Raw genomic sequence first — 17970 nt, 5'->3', positions numbered from 1 at the left:
AAGGGAAGAAAATAGATGTTTGAAGATATATCAGTTGATGAATTCCGGAAATTACAAAAGGAAAAACAAATCGCAATTGTTGATGTGCGCTCACCTTCTGAGTTTGCAGAGTCGAATATACCTGGAAGTGTAAATATTCCAATTTTTACCAATGAGGAACGAGCAGAAATAGGCACAGTTTATAAGCAGGTCAGTCCTGACGCAGCTAAGGAAAAGGGTCTTGAAATTGTATCGGCCAAGCTACCGAATTTTATAAGAGAATTTGGAAAGCTTCCAGAGGACGAGAAGGTTGTTTATTGCTGGCGTGGAGGAATGCGAAGCAAAACATCTGCAACCCTCATTGATTTAATGGGAATGAATGCAAAACGACTAATCGGTGGAATCCGTGGATATCGCACCTGGGTAGTTGAGCAATTGGACGAGCTTGCGACAGAATTCAAGCCTAAGGCATTAGTGATAAATGGGTATACAGGTTCGGGAAAAACAAAAATTTTAACGGAGCTTCAGGAAAAAGGGTATCCAGTTATTGATTTAGAAGGCATGGCGAATCATCGTGGATCGGTGTTTGGAATGATTGGAAAAAAGCCACACAATCAAAAGGTATTTGATCTAATGTTTGTGGAGCGCGCTCTTCAGCTAAAAGATTCACCGTATGTCTTGTTAGAGGCAGAAAGCAAGCGGGTTGGTAGAGTGACATTACCAGACTTTTTACTGAACATAAAAGAACAAGGATATTATATTTTTGTTGACCTGCCAATTGAAGAACGGGTGCTCAACATTTTAGAGGATTACCGTCCTTGGGAATACCCGAGCGAATGTATGTCAGCCTTTCAACGTATTAAAAAAAGAATTCATACCCCAGTTGCAACGCAGATTGAGCAAGGTCTTGAATCTGGAGACTACAACACGGCTGTGAAATTACTATTGGAATATTATTATGACCCGAGATACCATTATACAGCAGAACAAATAGCAGAAGACCGTAGTACGGTACTTCACGTTAAAAAGGTAGAGGAAGCGACAAAATTAATAGAAAAATTTATTGCCGAAAAAATTGTAAGAACCCCAACAAATTCATGAAAAAGTACCTAAAACCTAGTACTATACGCACTAGGTTTTTTGGCAATTTTTTAGCATTTCATTGGACTAAAGAATCATATATGATTCTTTTTATGAGTAACGGACAAATACTTGTCAGCTTTCGTCGAATATTTTATCGTAATTTATAATTAGGGGGAACTAATGTATGGCTAAACGCAAGTTCAAGAAAACTATTATTAGTGGAACAGTAGCATCAGCACTTGTTTTTTCATTAGCAACACCAGCTGTTTTTGCAAATGAAGAAGGAACTCAAGAACCAGTAGTTGAAGAAATACCGGTTAACTATGGTACTGCTGAAGAGCCAGTTGTTGAAGAAGTAGCAAAAGAAAATGTAAGTGAAGTTACTGCTGAGAATGTAGTCGAAAGCGAAGAAATTACAGAGAAAGAAACAAATGAAGAAGAAGTATCAGATGAAACCGAAGAAGTTGCTGAAAAAGAAGAAACTGAAGATGTCGTATCAAATGAAACAAAAGAAGTTACAGATGAAGAGGTTCAAGCTGAAGAAGAACCATCCCTAGTACCTGGAGATTTCTTTTACTTCGTCAAACTTATGATTGAAAAAGTACGTCTTGCTGTAACTGTGGATGATTACAAAGAAGCAAAATTACTAGCTGACATTGCCGCTGAGCGTATAGCTGAAGCAAATGCTCTACTAGCCGATGGTAAAACTGAAGAAGCGGAAGAACTACTTCAAAAAGCTATTGAAACACAAGAATCGGCAACTGACAATTTACCCGATTCTGAAGAGGTTGTAAGCGAAGAAATAGTAACCGATGAAGAAGAAACAGCTGTTGCCGAAGATGAAACAGTAGAAGAAGTTGTTGCCGAGAATGAAAAAGAAACAGAAGTTGAAGTGAAGTTGGCACAAAACATCGATGCATTAACCGCAGCACTAGCTAAGGTGAAAAATCCAACAGCCCAACAAGCATTAATGAAAAACATTCAGAAGTCTTTTGCCAAATTGGATAAAAAGCTTACAAAACGTGAGAATAAAGCAGCAAAATTTGCAGCTAAACATGAAGAAAAAATGATTGAAGAAACTACGGAAGAACCAGTTGTAGAGCAAGAAGTAGTAGTTGAAGAAGTTGCAACTGAACATGTAGCCAAAGAAACAGAAACAACTGAAACAGAGGAAGAACCAGTAGTAGCTGCTCCTGTAGTTGAGAAGAAACAAGAAAAAATAAACGAAAAGCGTGAAATGGCACAGCAAAAAGCACAAGAGAAGCAACAACAAGCAAAAGAGAAAAAAGCTGAAAAACAGCAACAGGTAAAAGAACATAAACAAAATAACAATGCCGGTAAAAACAATGGCCAGGGCCATGGTAACAACGGCAATGGCAATGGTCAAGGCAATGGAAACGGACAAGGTAATGGCCACGGAAAAAACTAAAATATAAAGTAACGGACTATTTTTTTAGAGGATGAGATCAACTTGATTTCATCCTACTTTTTATTTAGGCAGTTTTCGCAAAATTTGTTGCTTTTTTGTAAGATTGTTTGAAGGTCCTTATCTCTCATAAATTAGCATATTTTATTCATTGTGTTAAGATGGAAGTAATACATAGTTAGGAGGACGGATAAATGACTACTGTAAAACGAAACGGTGTTAACAGATTTTCATTCGAAAATGAGCGTGCTCTATGTTTGACACAGGTGATCAAGAGGAACGAAAACAATGTTACCAAGAAGATGGTTGTACGTGATAAAAAATTGGGTATTGATTTTTCCGTTATCATTCCTTTAAAAATGAACAAAAATGGAGAGGTTCATCACTATCCTTCAAAGGATTTTATAGTAAGAGGAAAAAAGGTAGGTAAGAAAAATACCATGGCTAAATATTATGATTCTCTAGGCGAGTGGGAAGCTTTCAAAAGTGATTTTTTTGACAAGTATAGTGTAACAGTAAATAAATTAATCTATAAGGATTCAACACAAAAGTAGGTGTACCACTGCAATGAAAACAGAAAAAGAAAAAATGCTTGACGGTGGGCTATATAATCCAACCGACCCTGAATTAGTAAAGGATAGAATACGTGCAAGACGTCTAACAAGGCTATATAACCAAACAATTGAAACAGACAATGAAGAACGAAAAAGGCTATTAAAGGAACTGTTTGGGACTATCGGGGAAAATCTATATGTCGAACCAACCTTTCGATGTGATTACGGTTACAACATTCATGTCGGTGAAAACTTCTATGCGAATTTTGATTGTGTATTTTTAGATGTATGTGAGATTCGGATTGGCTATAATTGCTTCATTGCACCTGGTGTTCACATTTATACAGCAACACATCCATTACATCCTGAAGAAAGAGTGTCAGGAAATGAATTAGGCAAGCCTGTTACAATTGGTGACAATGTATGGATCGGCGGTAGAGCTGTCATCAATCCAGGTGTAAAAATCGGAAACAATGTCGTTGTCGCCTCTGGTGCGGTTGTTACAAAAGATGTTCCTGACAATGTTGTTGTAGGTGGAAATCCAGCAAAAATAATTAAAGAGATTCTGATATAAAAATAAAAGAGCGAAAATTTTGAGTCATTTGTGAATATGGTTCAAAGTCCTTGGCTCTTTTTTATGTTTTACGTTATGAGTGGAAAATAGCTTATATCTTTTCACATTTTGTATAATGCAATCAAATCAGATAATAAGTAAAATAGAAATAAAGTTCGTATTTTTCGGACAACTAATTGTAACTACAACAAAAAAGAGTAGAGGACAGTAATGATTTATGTAAACGCTTTCTAATTTATAGGTTTATTTAGTTGCAATTTTAATAGGTTATTAAACTTGCAACTTCTTACTATATGAAGGAGGTAACTCTATGAGTCATTCAAACACAAGAATTTCATATGAGGACTTGAAACGAAACTTCGATGAAGTAAACCCTGGACTAACGAATCGTGAAGCTATTGAAGAATCCAACCGCTGCCTTTATTGTTACGATGCCCCCTGTATTACTGCATGCCCTACTGGAATAGATATTCCTACCTTTATTAAAAAAATCGCTTCTGGAAACCTAAAAGGATCAGCAAAAACAATTATGACATCCAACCCTATCGGAGCAAGCTGTGCACGTGTTTGCCCAACAGAGGAACTCTGTGAAGGAGCGTGCGTTCTAAATCGTTCCACAAAACCGATTATGATTGGTGATTTACAAAGATATGCTACGGACTGGGCAATACGAAATGAACAGGTGCTTTTTGAACCAGGTAGAAAAAACGGAAAAAAAGTTGCCGTTGTCGGAGGAGGGCCTGCTGGACTCTCAGCTGCAAGGGAACTTGGTTTACTCGGCTATGATGTCACGATTTTTGAAGCAGAGGATAAGGCTGGGGGACTGAACACATATGGTATTGTTTCCTTTAGACTTCCACAGGAAATATCATTCTGGGAGGTTAAGCAGGTGGAGAGTGTAGATGTAAAAATACGAACAAATACTAGAGTTGGAACGGATATTTCAGTAGAAGAAATCATTGAAAACTACGATGCTGTCATTCTAGCAGTTGGAATGTCAAAGGTTCCTTCATTGGGTATAGAAGGTGAACAGTTAGAGGGCGTTTATGATGCGATAGATTTTGTAAAAGAAACAAAAACAAAGCCAATTTCAAACCGTTTCGTAGGTAAAAAGGTTGTTGTAATTGGTGCAGGTAACACCGCAATTGATGGAGCGACTTGTTCAGTTAGATTAGGTGCTGAAAATGTAAAAATCCTCTACAGAAGAACAATTGAAGAAATGACGGCTTATGATTTTGAGTATGAATTCGCTAAGCAAGATGGTGTTGAATTTAGATGGCTAACTGCTCCAAAAAGAATTATAGGTGATGAAAACGGACGTGTTAGAGCCATTGAATGTGTCAAAATGGAGCTTGGTGAACCAGGTGAAGATGGCAGAAGACGCCCTGTTCCAATAGAAGGCTCTGATTTCACGTTAGAGGTAGATGCAGTTATTAAGGCAATTGGCCAAACAAGATATATAGATCTCATTGAACAATTTGGTCTGGAACATCATGGTGGTGTTGTAAAAATTGATAAAGAAACACTCCAAACTTCCAATAAAAAAGTATTTGCATGTGGTGATGTGATTTTTGGCAAAGGTCAAGGGGAAGCAATGGTTGTTTCAGCGGCACAGCAGGGAAAGGACACTGCGTATGCCATTCATAAAATCATGGTTGGTGCAGTTTCCGAATTTGCATAAACAAAGAACAGGTAAAAAGGAGGCTTATCTATGGCAGATTTACGAATTAATCTAGCAGGTATAGAATCCCCAAATCCGTTTTGGTTAGCTTCAGCCCCTCCAACAAATTCTGGCTATCAGGTCCAACGTGCATTTGATGCAGGATGGGGTGGGGCAGTATGGAAGACACTAGGTGATCCCATATTGAATGTAACATCACGATTTGGAGCAGTTAGTTTTAATGGGCAGCGAGTAGCTGGCTTTAATAATATTGAATTAATCTCAGACCGTCCAATAGAAGTAAACTTAAAAGAAATCAAAGAAACAAAGAAGCTTTTCCCAAATCATACAATCATAGCCTCATTAATGGTTGAACCAAAACAAGAAAAATGGCATGAAATTGTGAAAAGAGTGGAAGATGTGGGTGTTGATGGATTAGAGCTCAATTTTGGCTGTCCGCACGGTATGGCTGAGAGAGGAATGGGCTCCGCATCTGGCCAGGTGCCTTCACTGGTTGAGCAACAAACCTATTGGGTAAAGGAAGTAGCACAAACGCCAGTTATTGTGAAACTTACTCCCAATATTACAGATATTACGGCTACTGCAGAAGCTGCCACTAGAGGGGGAGCAGATGCAATCAGCATGATTAATACAATTAATAGTTTAGCAGGGGTCGATCTTGATACATGGAACACCATTCCGCATGTCGGAGGTAAAGGTGCACATGGTGGATATTGTGGCCCTGCTGTAAAGCCGATTGCGCTAAATATGGTTGCTGAATGTGCTAGAAGTCCTCATATCAATGTTCCGATTTCTGGCATAGGGGGAATTTCAACCTGGCAGGATGCGGTTGAATTTATGCTAATGGGAGCATCTGGTGTCCAGGTATGTACAGCAGCTATGCATCATGGCTTTAGGATAGTTGAGGACATGATTGAAGGGTTAGATAACTATTTAGATCAAAAAGGAATTGCGTCAGTTATGGATATCGTTGGGAAAACAGTTCCAAAGTATTCAGATTGGGGTGACCTTGACCTAAACTATAAAATTGTTGCCAGAATCAATAATGATGTTTGTATAAATTGTAATAAGTGTCATATTGCATGTGAAGATACCTCACATCAATGTATTGATATGCTTAAGGACGGAAATGGCTACAACATATTAAAAGTCAGAGAAGAAGATTGCGTTGGCTGTAATTTATGTTCAATCGTATGTCCGGTCGATGGAGCGATTGATATGGTAGAAGTCCCAAGCGGGTTACCACCGATGACATGGAATGAGCGTCAGGCAGCTCTTGGTGCAGCTAGCTGTAAAGTAGACTCAATAAAATAAAACAATCGTATTTCTTTTAGGGGAGGAACTATGGATGAAAAAAGTGATCAAGAATGGAACAATTGTAACAGCAACAGATACCTATCGAGCAGAAATTCTTGTGGAAAATGGTGTGATTAGTCAAATTGGGAGGAATCTTCCGACCGAAGGTGCAGAAGTCGTTGATGCAAGTAACTGCTATGTTTTTCCAGGTGGAATTGATCCACATACCCATCTAGAAATGCCTTTTGGAGGTACTGTTACAAAGGATGATTTTGAAACGGGGACAATTGCGGCTGCCTTTGGGGGCACAACGACGGTTATTGATTTTTGCTTATCAAATAAAGGAGAGCCCTTAAAAGATGCCATAAATACATGGCATGGCAAGTCCATGGGTAAAGCAGTGATCGACTACGGTTTTCACCTATCAATTGGTGAGGTAACAGATGCAGTATTGAACGAACTTCCATCTGTTATTGAAAATGAAGGAATCACATCTTTTAAAGTATTCATGGCCTATAAAAATGTACTACAGGCAGATGATGAAACACTATTTAAAACACTGGTTGCGGCTAAGGAATTAGGTGCACTGGTCATGGTTCACGCAGAAAATGGAGATGTCATCGACTACCTCGTAAAAAAGGCGTTAAGTGAAGGAAAGACCGATCCAATCTATCATGCATTAACTCGGCCACAAGAAATAGAAGGTGAGGCGACAGAGCGGGCTGCAACTTTTACAGGTCTAGCGAATTCGCAACTCTATGTTGTCCATGTTTCTTGTGCGGATGCTGTAAAAGCAATTACGGAAGCGAGAGAAAAGGGAATTGATGTGTGGGGGGAAACATGTCCACAATATTTAGTTCTCGATCAATCTTATCTAGAAAAGCCGAATTTTGAAGGAGCTAAATACGTCTGGTCACCACCGTTACGTGAAAAATGGAATCAAGATGTGTTATGGAATGCATTACGAACTGGGCGGCTTCAAACATTTGGTTCTGATCAATGTTCGTTTGACTTTAAAGGACAAAAAGAGCTAGGTTTAGGTGATTTCTCGAAAATTCCAAATGGTGGTCCAATGATTGAAGACCGCTTAACAGTTCTTTTCTCAGAAGGCGTCAAAAAAGGAAGAATTACGTTGAATCAATTTGTGGATCTAACATCTACAAAAGTAGCAAAGCTGTTCGGATTGTATCCAAAAAAAGGGACAATAGCTGTTGGAGCTGATGCTGATATTGTGATTTTTGATCCTAATATCGAGCGAACCATTTCAGCTGAAACCCACCATATGGCTGTTGATTATAGTCCATTTGAAGGAATGAAATTCACCGGGGAACCAGTATCCGTTCTGTCCAGAGGAGAATTTGTTGTCCGTGATAAACAGTTTGTTGGAAAAATTGGAGCAGGTCAATTTATTAAACGTGCAAAATACGGGCAAAATTATCAAAATGTTAAGGACAAAACAGCAACAATGTAATGAAGTAGTGGATGGAAGGAGGGAGGGAGTAAGTAAAAACTCCTTCCTTCATTTAGGAAAGGAGGGGAAAGGTACAACATTTAAATTCTGAATATTTAAAAAAATTAAAAGAAAGGGCGTTGTCATGAAAAAAAACAGTAATTCTTTGAAATCTCCGGATTTGTTTCCAATCGGGCATGGAGTAAGGAAGATAAGTGCGTTTGGTTTCTCCTTAATCTGGGTAGGTATGGCGATTGTACTTGCGGCTTTCGCAATCGGTGGAGATGGCATTAGGCATTTACCACTTGGATGGGTTATTGTAGCAACTATCGTAGGCTCTGTGTTAATAGGGCTTTTCATGACGTTTATCGGTGATATCGGAGTCGAACATGGACTTTCGTTTCCGGTCTATATGCGGGCTCCCTTCGGAACAATTGGAACTCACATACCCTCAGTCGTGCGTGGTGTTACAGCTTCTTGTTGGTTTGGGATTAATACCTATTTCGGTGCAACCGCTATGAATGCGATCTTAAACATTCTTGTTGGATTTGATAACTGGTTTATTTGTTTTTTACTATTTGCCGCAGCCCAATTAGTGAACACCGCACTTGGAATGAAAGCAATTGAGAGATTTGCAGATTTAGCTGCTCCAATCATTTTACTCATCTCGTTTTGGATGTTCATTTCCCTTTCAGGAAAAGCCGCTGACGAAGGTCGAGATATTTGGACATGGGTGGAAAGTCCAGTTCATGGAGGCGCTGCCGTAACAGCATTTATGGTTGTTGTGATGGCAAACATGGGCTTTTGGGCAACACTTGCTGCTGATATGCCTTCGTTATCTAGATTCTTTAAAGCTCCGAAGTATGAGAGGAATTGGTTGAAACGAAACAAGGCTCAAATTGCAGGAAATGTCGTCGTTATGCCACTTGTTAACTTATTAATGATTATCATTGGTGCGGTTGCATATGTGGCTGTTTTAAATTATGACCCTGTTGTTGCATTACAGGAAGCAGCAGGAGGATTCATATTGGTCGTCCTTTTATTAATGATTGTACTCGCACAATGGTCAACAAACACTGCTGCCAACGTAGTACCTGCCGCAACCATCTTCTCAAACGTGGGAGGACCAAGATTTCCATTTTGGGCAGGTGTCATTACAGCAGGGATAATAGGTTTACTTGTTCAACCTTGGAAATTATTTGGAGTCATCATTCCAGCTCTTCTTATTATTGGGGGAATTCTATCAGCCATAGTCGGAATTTTATTTACGGATTACTACCTCCTAAGAAAAAGAAGGGTTAACGTTCCTGAGCTTTATGAAAGTGAGGGGCAGTATAGATATTCAAATGGAGTCAACTGGGCAGGCATGATTGCTTGGATCGTTGGAGGGACTGCCGCGTATTTCTTCTCTGCGTATTCTTTCTTTGTTGGATTTGGGGTAGGAGCTGTTATTTATTATGTTTTAGCTAAATATTGGTATTTTAATAAGTTTACGCAGGCAGAAATTGTTGACCCAGATGATGAGAAATATTTGGGAATAACTGTGGGGCGTGACTGGGAAATCTCCGAAAATCAACATGTGAATGTAGCAGAAACCACTGTTGATTCAAAAATGTAGATTTTCCGAAAGTGTGAATCCACACAATTTTGGTAAACCATTTTAGCGTTAGAGGTAAAGGGGGATTGGAATATGAGCGGTAAAGATACGAAGGTTGTTTTGGGGATTAATGAGTCCCCTCCACCAGGTAAGTTTTTGGTTTTAAGTATACAGCATTTGTTTGCAATGTTTGGCGCAACCATCTTAGTTCCATACCTAGTCGGCTTAAGTCCGGGAGTAGCCCTTATTTCGAGTGGAGTCGGTACCATTACATTTCTGATTATAACGAAGGGTCAAGTTCCGGCTTATGTTGGTTCTTCATTTGCATTTATTGCTCCGATTATCGCTGCAACTGCTGCAGATGGACCTGGTGCCGCAATGATTGGAAGTTTTTTAGCAGGTCTTGTTTACGGAATTGTTGCGTTAATCATTAAAGCAACAGGTCATAAATGGCTTGTAAAACTACTTCCACCAGTAGTTGTAGGACCAGTTATCATTGTCATCGGACTTAGCCTTGCACCAACAGCAGTAGGAATGGCAATGAATGATTCTGCAGGTGAATATAGCCTTCTCCACTTTACAGTTGCTTTGGTAACCTTGATGATTGTTATCATTAGCTCCATCTTTCTTAAGGGCTTTTTGAATTTAATTCCAGTATTAATTGGAATTGTAGGAGGATATATTTATGCAGCCATTGTAGGGTTAGTTGATCTCTCTGGTGTCAAGGCTGCAAAAATCTTTGAAGTACCTGATTTTCTTTTTCCATTTGTACATTATTCCCCCACTGTAACCCTAAGTATTATTGCCTTAATGGTACCTGTATCTATCGTTACATTATCCGAACATATTGGACATCAAATGGTTTTAAGTAAAGTCGTTCATAAAGACCTACTTCAAAGACCAGGTTTACATCGTTCGATAATGGGTGACGGTATTGCCACGATGCTAGCGGCGTTAATGGGCGGCCCTCCGAATACAACGTACGGCGAAAATATCGGTGTATTAGCCATCACGAGAGTATTTAGTGTTTTTGTTATCGGAGGAGCTGCAGTATTTGCAATACTGTTTGGATTTATCGGTAAAATTACCGCACTAATTAGTTCAATCCCAACAGCAGTAATGGGTGGAATTTCCCTTTTATTATTCGGAATCATCGCAGCTTCTGGATTGCGGATGCTGGTCGATAGTAAAGTAGATTTGGACGATAAGCGTAACCTTATTATTTCATCGGTCATTTTAGTTGTTGGAATCGGTGGTGCAATCATGAAATTTACAGCTAACTTTGAAATTCATGGGATGGCACTGTCAGCTATTTTGGGTGTGCTTCTCAATTGGGCTTTACCTGGTGGTACAGTCGATGAAAATACCAATATGTTTGAGGTTGAGTTAGATAAAAAAAAGACTTCACTGTAGGAAAAATGTAGATCAAAAGGAGTGTTCATTCATGTCAGAATATCAAATTTTTTTACAAGAAAGAGATAAAATAGATTTTCTCCTTCAAAAAGGCTATAAAATGACGAATATTACCGAAAATTTAAGTGGGGCGTTTGTAGATTTCGAGAAAAATGATAAAAAAGAAACTCTCCATATTGTAACACCAGAAGGGCGAAAATATTTTACAGTGATGCTCATCAAGCAGCAAAAGGAAGGTGCTTAACAGTTTTCTGAGAGTCTGAGCTTCTATCTCGTGCCGGTATCCGAATTTCCGTGGGTACCGGCATTCTTTGTGATTACACTAAAAAATAAATATTTGGAAAATCTCTCCTATATAGACAAGTTATAGCGTATAATGGGATTAATCAGAAAATTCAATATAGGGGAGTTGTCGATTGAAATCATATATTACCGTTGAAGATATTTTAGGTCGAAAGCACTTTGAAAACATAAAAGTAGTTGCAGGAAAAGAGGGACTCGGGCGACAAGTAAAATGGGTCCATGTTGTTGAAGTTATTAATATTCGCAATCTCTTAAATGGAAATGAATTAATTCTTTCAACAGGTGTTGCTTGGAGGGATAACAAGGAGAAATTTATCTCAGTCATACAGCAATTAATTGATTCGCATGCAGTAGGAATCTGTATTGAACTGGGAATATACACCTCATCGATTCCACCTGAAATTATAGATATCGCAAACAAGTACCAGTTTCCAATTATTCTCTTTTTAAAAGAAGTACCCTTTGTTGAAATTACACAAGACATCCATGGTCTCCTTATTAACCGCCAATATCAAATGATAACGAATCTTGAGAATTACTCACAAGCATTAAACAAGAGATTATTGTCAATCGATCATTATATTGAAATTCTAAAATTTATTAGAAGCTACCTCCAGGTTCAAGTAATCATCCTCTTTAATAACAATGAAACTCAATTTATCCCAGAAGTTCCCGAACATAAACGAATCAAGCAACTTGAAAAAATGAAATTTCAATCAGAAGACTCTACTTATATAGCAAAAATTCCAATTCATCTTTTAGGAGAAAGTTATGCAGAATTGGCCATTATCTCTGAGGAACGAGAATTAACCGAATTTGACCACCTTATTTTAGATCGCACAGCAACGGCTCTTGCTCAATTGTTTCTTCGTAATCTTTATGTTGAGGAAAAGCAAAGGATGGAAGCTACTGAATGGATTAATGATTGGTTAGATGGTGAGCAAAATGAAGAGGCAATCAATGAGTATTTAGCACTTACATTGACTCGAAAACCAAAAGGGGCCGTTGTTTGTATTTGTAAAATGGACACAATCGATGAGTATACAACAAGTGATGTAACATATTTTAAAATGTTTGTACGTGCCATTTTTGATCAGCAGGGCTTTACACTTTTCATCGCTGAAAAAAGAAACACAATCGTGTTCATTCTTCTTAATGAACGAAGTATTACGACATGGAAACCGAGAGTTCAAGAGGGCATTCAGAGGTTGATAGACTCGGATATACGGCGTGGAAAGGGCAAAGTCCAACCATTATTTGGTATTGGGAAATTTGTAGAGGAGCTGATAGATGTACATAAAAGTTATCAAACTGCTTTAGAAACCATTCGTATTCAACATCGTCTATCAATTCCTGTACAAAGTCATTTTTATGATGATCTACATATATTCCGGCTCATATCTTTACTACATAGACATATCGATTTGCAGGAGGTTGTTCTAGAGTATTTAGAGCCTGTCATCGCCTATGATAAAAAATACAATGGAAAGTTAATGGAAACTCTTAAAACCTATTTATCATGTAATGGCTCCAAGCAAGAAACAGCGAAACGCTTATTTGTTGTAAGGCAAACATTATATCATCGTATCCAAAAGCTAGAAAAACTATTAGGCCCAGACTTTATGAGCCACGAAAAACGACTGGCCATTGAGTTCATGATTTTATCATACGATTTTTTAGTTTCATCCAAACAATTAAAAGAGAAGAAGGAAGTTTTGTAGCCCACTATCTGCTAGTGGGTTTTTTAGTAATCAAAATGTGGAAAAATTACAAGCAGTTATTTTACAGAATGTCTAATGAAAGCATTTTCGCTTTAAGAGATAATTTACATATGAGTTAAGAGTTTCGAATATTACGAGTACGAAAAGGAGGCTGTACAATTATGGCATTAGTAAAAAATGAAACAGTTGTACTAAAAAACTATATAAATGGAGAATGGGTGAATGCGCAAGGAACTGAAACATTAGAGGTTCCAAATCCTGCAACAAAAGAGACATTAATACGAGTGCCGCTTTCTTCGAAAGAAGATGTTGACCTTGCTGTAAAAGCTGCTAGAGAAGCATTTAAAGTTTGGAAAAATACCCCTGTTCCAAAGCGAGCGAGGATTTTATACAAGTATCACTATTTACTAACAGAAAATCATGAAAAGTTGGCAAGACTTGTTGTTCAAGAAAATGGAAAAGCATACAAAGAGGCACATGGTGAAGTACTAAGAGGGATTGAATGTGTGGAATTTGCTGCAGGTGCTCCGACCTTAATGATGGGGGAGACATTATCAAATATTGCAGAGGATATTGATTCTGAAATGTTCCGCTACCCATTAGGTGTGGTAGGTGGAATTACTCCTTTTAACTTTCCAATGATGGTCCCAATGTGGATGTTCCCATTAGCAGTAGCTTGTGGAAATACTTTCGTTTTAAAGCCATCGGAACGCACACCTATGCTAGCAAATGAACTTGCACGTTTATTTACAGAAGCGGGTGCACCAAAAGGTGTTTTAAATGTTGTCCATGGTGCACATGATGTTGTAAATGGCTTGTTGGATCATCCAAATGTAAGTGCCATATCGTTTGTAGGTTCACAACCTGTTGCGAAATATGTATACGAGCGGGCAGCACAACAAGGGAAACGGGTTCAAGCTTTATCAGGTGCAAAAAACCATCATATTATTATGCCGGATGCGGATATGGAAAAGGCTGTCGCGAATATCATTAGCTCTACATTTGGAAGTGCAGGACAACGCTGTATGGCTTGTAGTGCAGTTGTAGTAGTTGGGGATAATGAAAAGTTTGTATCTGCTTTAAAGGATGCTGCCGATAATTTAACGATTGGGAATGGAATGGATGATGAGGTGCTTTTAACACCTGTTATTCGTGAATCCCATTTAAATAAAGTGCTTGGCTATGTAAAGAAGGGGCTTGAAGAAGGAGCAACACTTATTAGAGATGGAAGAAAAGAAATGGATGAAATGCCAGAAGGGAACTTTTTAGGCCCGACGATTTTTGACCATGTAACCCCTGATATGACAATTGCAAAAGAGGAAATCTTTGCACCTGTATTAAGCCTGCTACGTGCAAAGGATTTAGATGAGGGACTTGATTATATTCGAAAGTCACGCTTTGGGAATGGTGCCACTATCTATACAAAAGACGCAAGAGCGGCTAGACAATTCAGAGAAGAAGCAGAAGCAGGAATGCTTGGTATTAATGTTGGAGTACCAGCAACAATGGCCTTTTTCCCATTCTCAGGATGGAAGGATTCATTTTACGGTGACCTTCATGTGAATGGAAAAGATGGTGTGAATTTTTATACACGTAAGAAAATGATTACATCCCGTTTTGATTATTAATAAGGAAAAAGTTAATTTTGAGGGGGGAAGGCGGGAATGACGAAAGTTAAGCAAGTTGACGACCTGCTATCAAAAGATAAAGATTATGTATGGCATTCAATGAAGCCTTATAATCCAAATGCGACGTTAGTCATTAAGAAAGCAGAAGGGTCATGGGTAACCGATCATAATGGGAAGCGATATCTCGACGCTATGTCTGGGCTATGGTGTGTAAATGTGGGGTACGGAAGAAAAGAATTAGCAGATGCTGCTCATGACCAGCTTAAAGAGATGGCATATTTTCCATTAACACAAAGCCATGAACCGGCAATTAAACTTGCTGAAAAATTGAATGAAATGCTAGGCGACGAGTATGTTATATTCTTCTCAAATAGCGGTTCGGAAGCGAATGAAACGGCATTTAAACTAGTAAGGCAGTACCATCAACAAAATGGGGAACACACCCGTTATAAATTTATTTCACGATATCGAGCCTACCATGGAAATTCAATGGGGTCTCTTGCTGCAACAGGTCAAGCACAACGAAAATATAAATATGAGCCACTTGCACCCGGCTTTCTTCATGTTGCACCACCCGATCTTTATCGGACAGATGAAAAAGTGGATACTAAAGCGTCAGACTTACAATCTGTTAAAGATATTGACCGCGTAATGACTTGGGAGCTTAGTGAGACGATTGCAGGCGTGATTATGGAGCCAATCATTACTGGTGGTGGCGTTATTGTTCCTCCAGATCAATACATGGCCGGGGTCAAGGAAGTATGTGAAAAACATGGTGCACTGTTAATTGTTGATGAAGTAATTTGTGGATTCGGACGTACTGGCAAACCATTTGGATTTATGAATTATGGAGTGAAACCAGATATCATTACAATGGCCAAGGGGATTACAAGTGCATATCTGCCATTATCAGCTACGGCCGTTAGAAAAGAAATTTATGAAGCATTTAAAGGCTCTGAAGAATATGATTACTTCCGCCATGTGAACACGTTCGGTGGAAACCCTGCAGCTTGTGCCTTGGCACTGAAAAACCTCGAAATTATGGAGCAGGAAAATCTATTTGACCGTTCACAAGACCTTGGTAAAAGATTGAAAGAAGGTCTTTCAGTTGCATTAGTTGACCATCCATATGTTGGTGACATTAGAGGAAAAGGTTTACTGATTGGGATTGAACTAGTCAATGATAAAGATACGAAAGCGCCACTTGATGCTAGTAAGGTAAATAAAGTCATAGCTGGTTGTTTGCAAAAGGGTCTTATTATTGGGAAAAACGGGGCTACAGTGGCAGGATACAATAATGTGTTAACCCTAGCTCCACCTCTGTCAATATCTGATGAAGACTTACAATTTGTCCAAAGAACTTTGATTGAAGAAATTAACGCTTTGTAATGAGTTAACATCCAACACTCGGAATCTATTTCAAATGAAAGGGATTTCGGGTGTTTTTTCCAAGAAATTTCTAATTCGAAAGGTGATGGGGATGAGAATCGGGGTACCAAAGGAAATAAAAAATAATGAAAATCGTGTGGCGCTGACTCCTGCTGGTGTCTTACAACTGGTTCAACATAATCACCAGGTTTTTATTGAAACTGGTGCAGGTAGTAATTCAGGTTTTTTTGATGAGCTTTACCTGGAAGCTGGTGCAACCGTTGTGCAATCGGCTGCTGATGTTTGGGCTTGTGATATGGTGATAAAAGTAAAAGAACCAATTCAAGAGGAATATCAGTACTTTTATGATGGATTAATCTTATTTACATATTTGCATCTAGCAGCTGATCGTGAATTAACGCAAAATCTGATGCAAAAAAACGTAGTTGCAATTGCCTATGAAACAGTGCAATTAGAGGATAGAAGTCTTCCTTTACTCACACCAATGAGTGAAGTTGCTGGAAGAATGGCCACTCAAATTGGTGCTACATTTCTTGAAAAAACAAAAGGAGGAAAAGGAGTTCTTCTTGGTGGTGTCCCTGGGGTAAGTCGAGGGAAAGTAACCATCGTTGGCGGTGGTGTTGTTGGAATGAACGCAGCAAAAATAGCAGTGGGTCTTGGAGCGCACGTATCACTTTTGGATGTTAATCCTACAAGATTACGAGAGTTAGATGATATTTTTGGAAATTCCATCACAACCTTGATGTCGAATCCATATACAATTGGACAAGCGGTGGCTGAATCAGACCTTGTAATTGGTGCTGTATTGATTCCAGGTGCTAAAGCACCAAAGCTAGTGACAACCGAAATGGTTTGTTTAATGGAGGAAGGTTCTGTTATTGTTGATGTCGCCATTGATCAAGGAGGAATCTTTGAAAGTGCTACCCATGTTACAACACATGCAAACCCCACATATACGAAACATGGTGTCGTTCATTATGCAGTAGGAAATATGCCTGGTGCCGTGCCTAGAACATCAACAATAGCACTCACTAATGTGACAGTACCTTATATCCTACAAATCGCGAACAAAGGCTACGAGCGTGCCTTTGCAGAAAATAGCTCTTTACAAAAAGGGCTAAATATAATTGCTGGGAAAATTGTTTGTGAAGGAGTAGCCAAAGCGCATAATCTACCGTATGTGGCCTCTATTTAACCATTAAGGAGGATGATTCGATGAAAGTCCAAAACAAACTTTTAACACAGGAGTAATCAAAACCAAAAAACGAATGTAGAAAATAATCCTACATTCGTTTTTTTCGTACTATTTATGAGTGAAAAAGTCTTTAAATGCTTGCGTAATCTCAATTCCTTGAAAAATGAACAAACTAGTCACAGTTAAGGAACATAACCCAATCATAATAAATCGAAACCACATAGTCTTTTGCCTCCTTGATTTTTAAAATCTAAAAAATCAAAGAGCTTTCCCCACATAATTCGATTGATAAAAAATGGGCGTTATCCACCAAAATTTTCGGTTGGGTTCGTTCACATCAATGTTCTTAAAAATTCCCTGAAGAACGAGAAATATCGATGTGATTGAAAAAAGCACCCAAGAAATTTTTAGTTTACCATCATCAGTTAACAAAAGATTGTCGTATGATACACCACTAATAGTTACTGTGTTTTCTTGGATGTCTGATGATTTAAATGTATGGGAGTGTAAGTTTGTGGCTGAGAAGGACATGATTGCTACAAACATGACGATGGCAAAGACTAAACTTTTCCTCATTTTTTACCATCTCCCCATTGTTAATGTTACTATCATACACCGGATAAAATCAAAAATCCACCAAAACTTTTTTACAAAAATTGCGAAAATTCATATAAAAAATTG

The 17970-nt window shown here is 38.5% G+C and carries 15 protein-coding genes; 14 read left to right on the top strand and 1 reads right to left on the bottom strand.

Annotated elements, in window-relative coordinates; translation table 11 throughout:
• The first annotated feature begins 15 nt into the window (after nt 1-15).
• From mnmH to ald, 14 genes are all read left to right on the top strand, one after another.
• Nucleotides 16-1080 carry a tRNA 2-selenouridine(34) synthase MnmH gene (gene mnmH, locus BTHG_RS05645; RefSeq protein WP_010283210.1) on the top strand — a complete coding sequence of 355 codons (1065 nt, stop codon included), beginning with the start codon at nt 16-18 and terminating at the stop codon, nt 1078-1080.
• Between the two features lie 166 nt (nt 1081-1246).
• The gene (locus tag BTHG_RS05640) at nt 1247-2491 is read left to right on the top strand and encodes a DUF5667 domain-containing protein (protein ID WP_010283209.1); all 1245 of its coding nucleotides are present in this window, start codon (nt 1247-1249) and stop codon (nt 2489-2491) included.
• Nucleotides 2492-2682: 191 nt separating this feature from the next.
• A complete protein-coding gene (locus tag BTHG_RS05635) occupies nt 2683-3042 on the top strand; it encodes a hypothetical protein (protein WP_010283208.1) in 360 nt (119 codons plus the stop codon).
• A 13-nt stretch (nt 3043-3055) separates the two neighbouring features.
• Nucleotides 3056-3616, top strand: a complete 561-nt coding sequence (locus BTHG_RS05630) for a maltose acetyltransferase domain-containing protein (RefSeq protein ID WP_010283207.1) — start codon at nt 3056-3058, stop codon at nt 3614-3616.
• Between the two features lie 310 nt (nt 3617-3926).
• Complete coding sequence (locus BTHG_RS05625; RefSeq protein ID WP_010283206.1) at nt 3927-5297, top strand: NAD(P)-dependent oxidoreductase; 1371 nt, start codon at nt 3927-3929, stop codon at nt 5295-5297.
• A gap of 30 nt (nt 5298-5327) precedes the next feature.
• A complete protein-coding gene (preA, locus tag BTHG_RS05620; RefSeq protein WP_010283205.1) occupies nt 5328-6611 on the top strand; it encodes an NAD-dependent dihydropyrimidine dehydrogenase subunit PreA in 1284 nt (427 codons plus the stop codon).
• A gap of 34 nt (nt 6612-6645) precedes the next feature.
• Nucleotides 6646-8064 carry a dihydropyrimidinase gene (gene hydA, locus BTHG_RS05615; RefSeq protein ID WP_010283204.1) on the top strand — a complete coding sequence of 473 codons (1419 nt, stop codon included), beginning with the start codon at nt 6646-6648 and terminating at the stop codon, nt 8062-8064.
• Nucleotides 8065-8188: 124 nt separating this feature from the next.
• Nucleotides 8189-9661, top strand: coding sequence for an NCS1 family transporter (locus tag BTHG_RS05610; RefSeq protein ID WP_010283203.1), 1473 nt, complete (start codon nt 8189-8191; stop codon nt 9659-9661).
• A 72-nt stretch (nt 9662-9733) separates the two neighbouring features.
• Nucleotides 9734-11053 carry a solute carrier family 23 protein gene (locus BTHG_RS05605; RefSeq protein ID WP_010283202.1) on the top strand — a complete coding sequence of 440 codons (1320 nt, stop codon included), beginning with the start codon at nt 9734-9736 and terminating at the stop codon, nt 11051-11053.
• Between the two features lie 31 nt (nt 11054-11084).
• Nucleotides 11085-11297, top strand: coding sequence for a hypothetical protein (locus BTHG_RS05600; RefSeq protein WP_010283201.1), 213 nt, complete (start codon nt 11085-11087; stop codon nt 11295-11297).
• Between the two features lie 172 nt (nt 11298-11469).
• Complete coding sequence (locus BTHG_RS05595) at nt 11470-13077, top strand: PucR family transcriptional regulator (RefSeq protein WP_010283200.1); 1608 nt, start codon at nt 11470-11472, stop codon at nt 13075-13077.
• Nucleotides 13078-13238: 161 nt separating this feature from the next.
• Nucleotides 13239-14705 carry a CoA-acylating methylmalonate-semialdehyde dehydrogenase gene (locus BTHG_RS05590; protein ID WP_010283199.1) on the top strand — a complete coding sequence of 489 codons (1467 nt, stop codon included), beginning with the start codon at nt 13239-13241 and terminating at the stop codon, nt 14703-14705.
• Nucleotides 14706-14741: 36 nt separating this feature from the next.
• Nucleotides 14742-16094, top strand: coding sequence for an aspartate aminotransferase family protein (locus BTHG_RS05585; protein ID WP_010283198.1), 1353 nt, complete (start codon nt 14742-14744; stop codon nt 16092-16094).
• 91 nt (nt 16095-16185) lie between these two features.
• Nucleotides 16186-17289, top strand: a complete 1104-nt coding sequence (gene ald / locus BTHG_RS05580; protein WP_010283197.1) for an alanine dehydrogenase — start codon at nt 16186-16188, stop codon at nt 17287-17289.
• 258 nt (nt 17290-17547) lie between these two features.
• On the opposite strand, the gene BTHG_RS05570 is transcribed toward ald, so the two are convergent.
• Nucleotides 17548-17865 (bottom strand): hypothetical protein, encoded by a 318-nt coding sequence (locus tag BTHG_RS05570; protein WP_010283196.1) that lies wholly within the window; start codon nt 17863-17865, stop codon nt 17548-17550.
• Nucleotides 17866-17970: the final 105 nt, after the last annotated feature.

Source organism: Bacillus timonensis (assembly GCF_000285535.1).
GTDB lineage: Bacteria > Bacillota > Bacilli > Bacillales > Bacillaceae_L > Ferdinandcohnia > Ferdinandcohnia timonensis.
The sequence above is the reverse complement of the archived record's forward strand: the minus strand, read 5'-3'. Positions and strand labels throughout refer to the sequence as shown.

What these genes read in the sequence shown, in the direction of transcription:
- BTHG_RS05610 (WP_010283203.1), top strand. Translation starts at nt 8,189, where the DNA reads ATGAAAAAAAACAGTAATTCTTTGAAATCTCCGGATTTGTTTCCAATC.
- preA (WP_010283205.1), top strand. Translation starts at nt 5,328, where the DNA reads ATGGCAGATTTACGAATTAATCTAGCAGGTATAGAATCCCCAAATCCG.
- BTHG_RS05630 (WP_010283207.1), top strand. Translation starts at nt 3,056, where the DNA reads ATGAAAACAGAAAAAGAAAAAATGCTTGACGGTGGGCTATATAATCCA.
- BTHG_RS05570 (WP_010283196.1), bottom strand. Translation starts at nt 17,865, where the DNA reads ATGAGGAAAAGTTTAGTCTTTGCCATCGTCATGTTTGTAGCAATCATG.
- BTHG_RS05590 (WP_010283199.1), top strand. Translation starts at nt 13,239, where the DNA reads ATGGCATTAGTAAAAAATGAAACAGTTGTACTAAAAAACTATATAAAT.
- BTHG_RS05625 (WP_010283206.1), top strand. Translation starts at nt 3,927, where the DNA reads ATGAGTCATTCAAACACAAGAATTTCATATGAGGACTTGAAACGAAAC.
- BTHG_RS05585 (WP_010283198.1), top strand. Translation starts at nt 14,742, where the DNA reads ATGACGAAAGTTAAGCAAGTTGACGACCTGCTATCAAAAGATAAAGAT.
- ald (WP_010283197.1), top strand. Translation starts at nt 16,186, where the DNA reads ATGAGAATCGGGGTACCAAAGGAAATAAAAAATAATGAAAATCGTGTG.
- mnmH (WP_010283210.1), top strand. Translation starts at nt 16, where the DNA reads ATGTTTGAAGATATATCAGTTGATGAATTCCGGAAATTACAAAAGGAA.
- BTHG_RS05635 (WP_010283208.1), top strand. Translation starts at nt 2,683, where the DNA reads ATGACTACTGTAAAACGAAACGGTGTTAACAGATTTTCATTCGAAAAT.
- hydA (WP_010283204.1), top strand. Translation starts at nt 6,646, where the DNA reads ATGAAAAAAGTGATCAAGAATGGAACAATTGTAACAGCAACAGATACC.
- BTHG_RS05605 (WP_010283202.1), top strand. Translation starts at nt 9,734, where the DNA reads ATGAGCGGTAAAGATACGAAGGTTGTTTTGGGGATTAATGAGTCCCCT.
- BTHG_RS05640 (WP_010283209.1), top strand. Translation starts at nt 1,247, where the DNA reads ATGGCTAAACGCAAGTTCAAGAAAACTATTATTAGTGGAACAGTAGCA.
- BTHG_RS05600 (WP_010283201.1), top strand. Translation starts at nt 11,085, where the DNA reads ATGTCAGAATATCAAATTTTTTTACAAGAAAGAGATAAAATAGATTTT.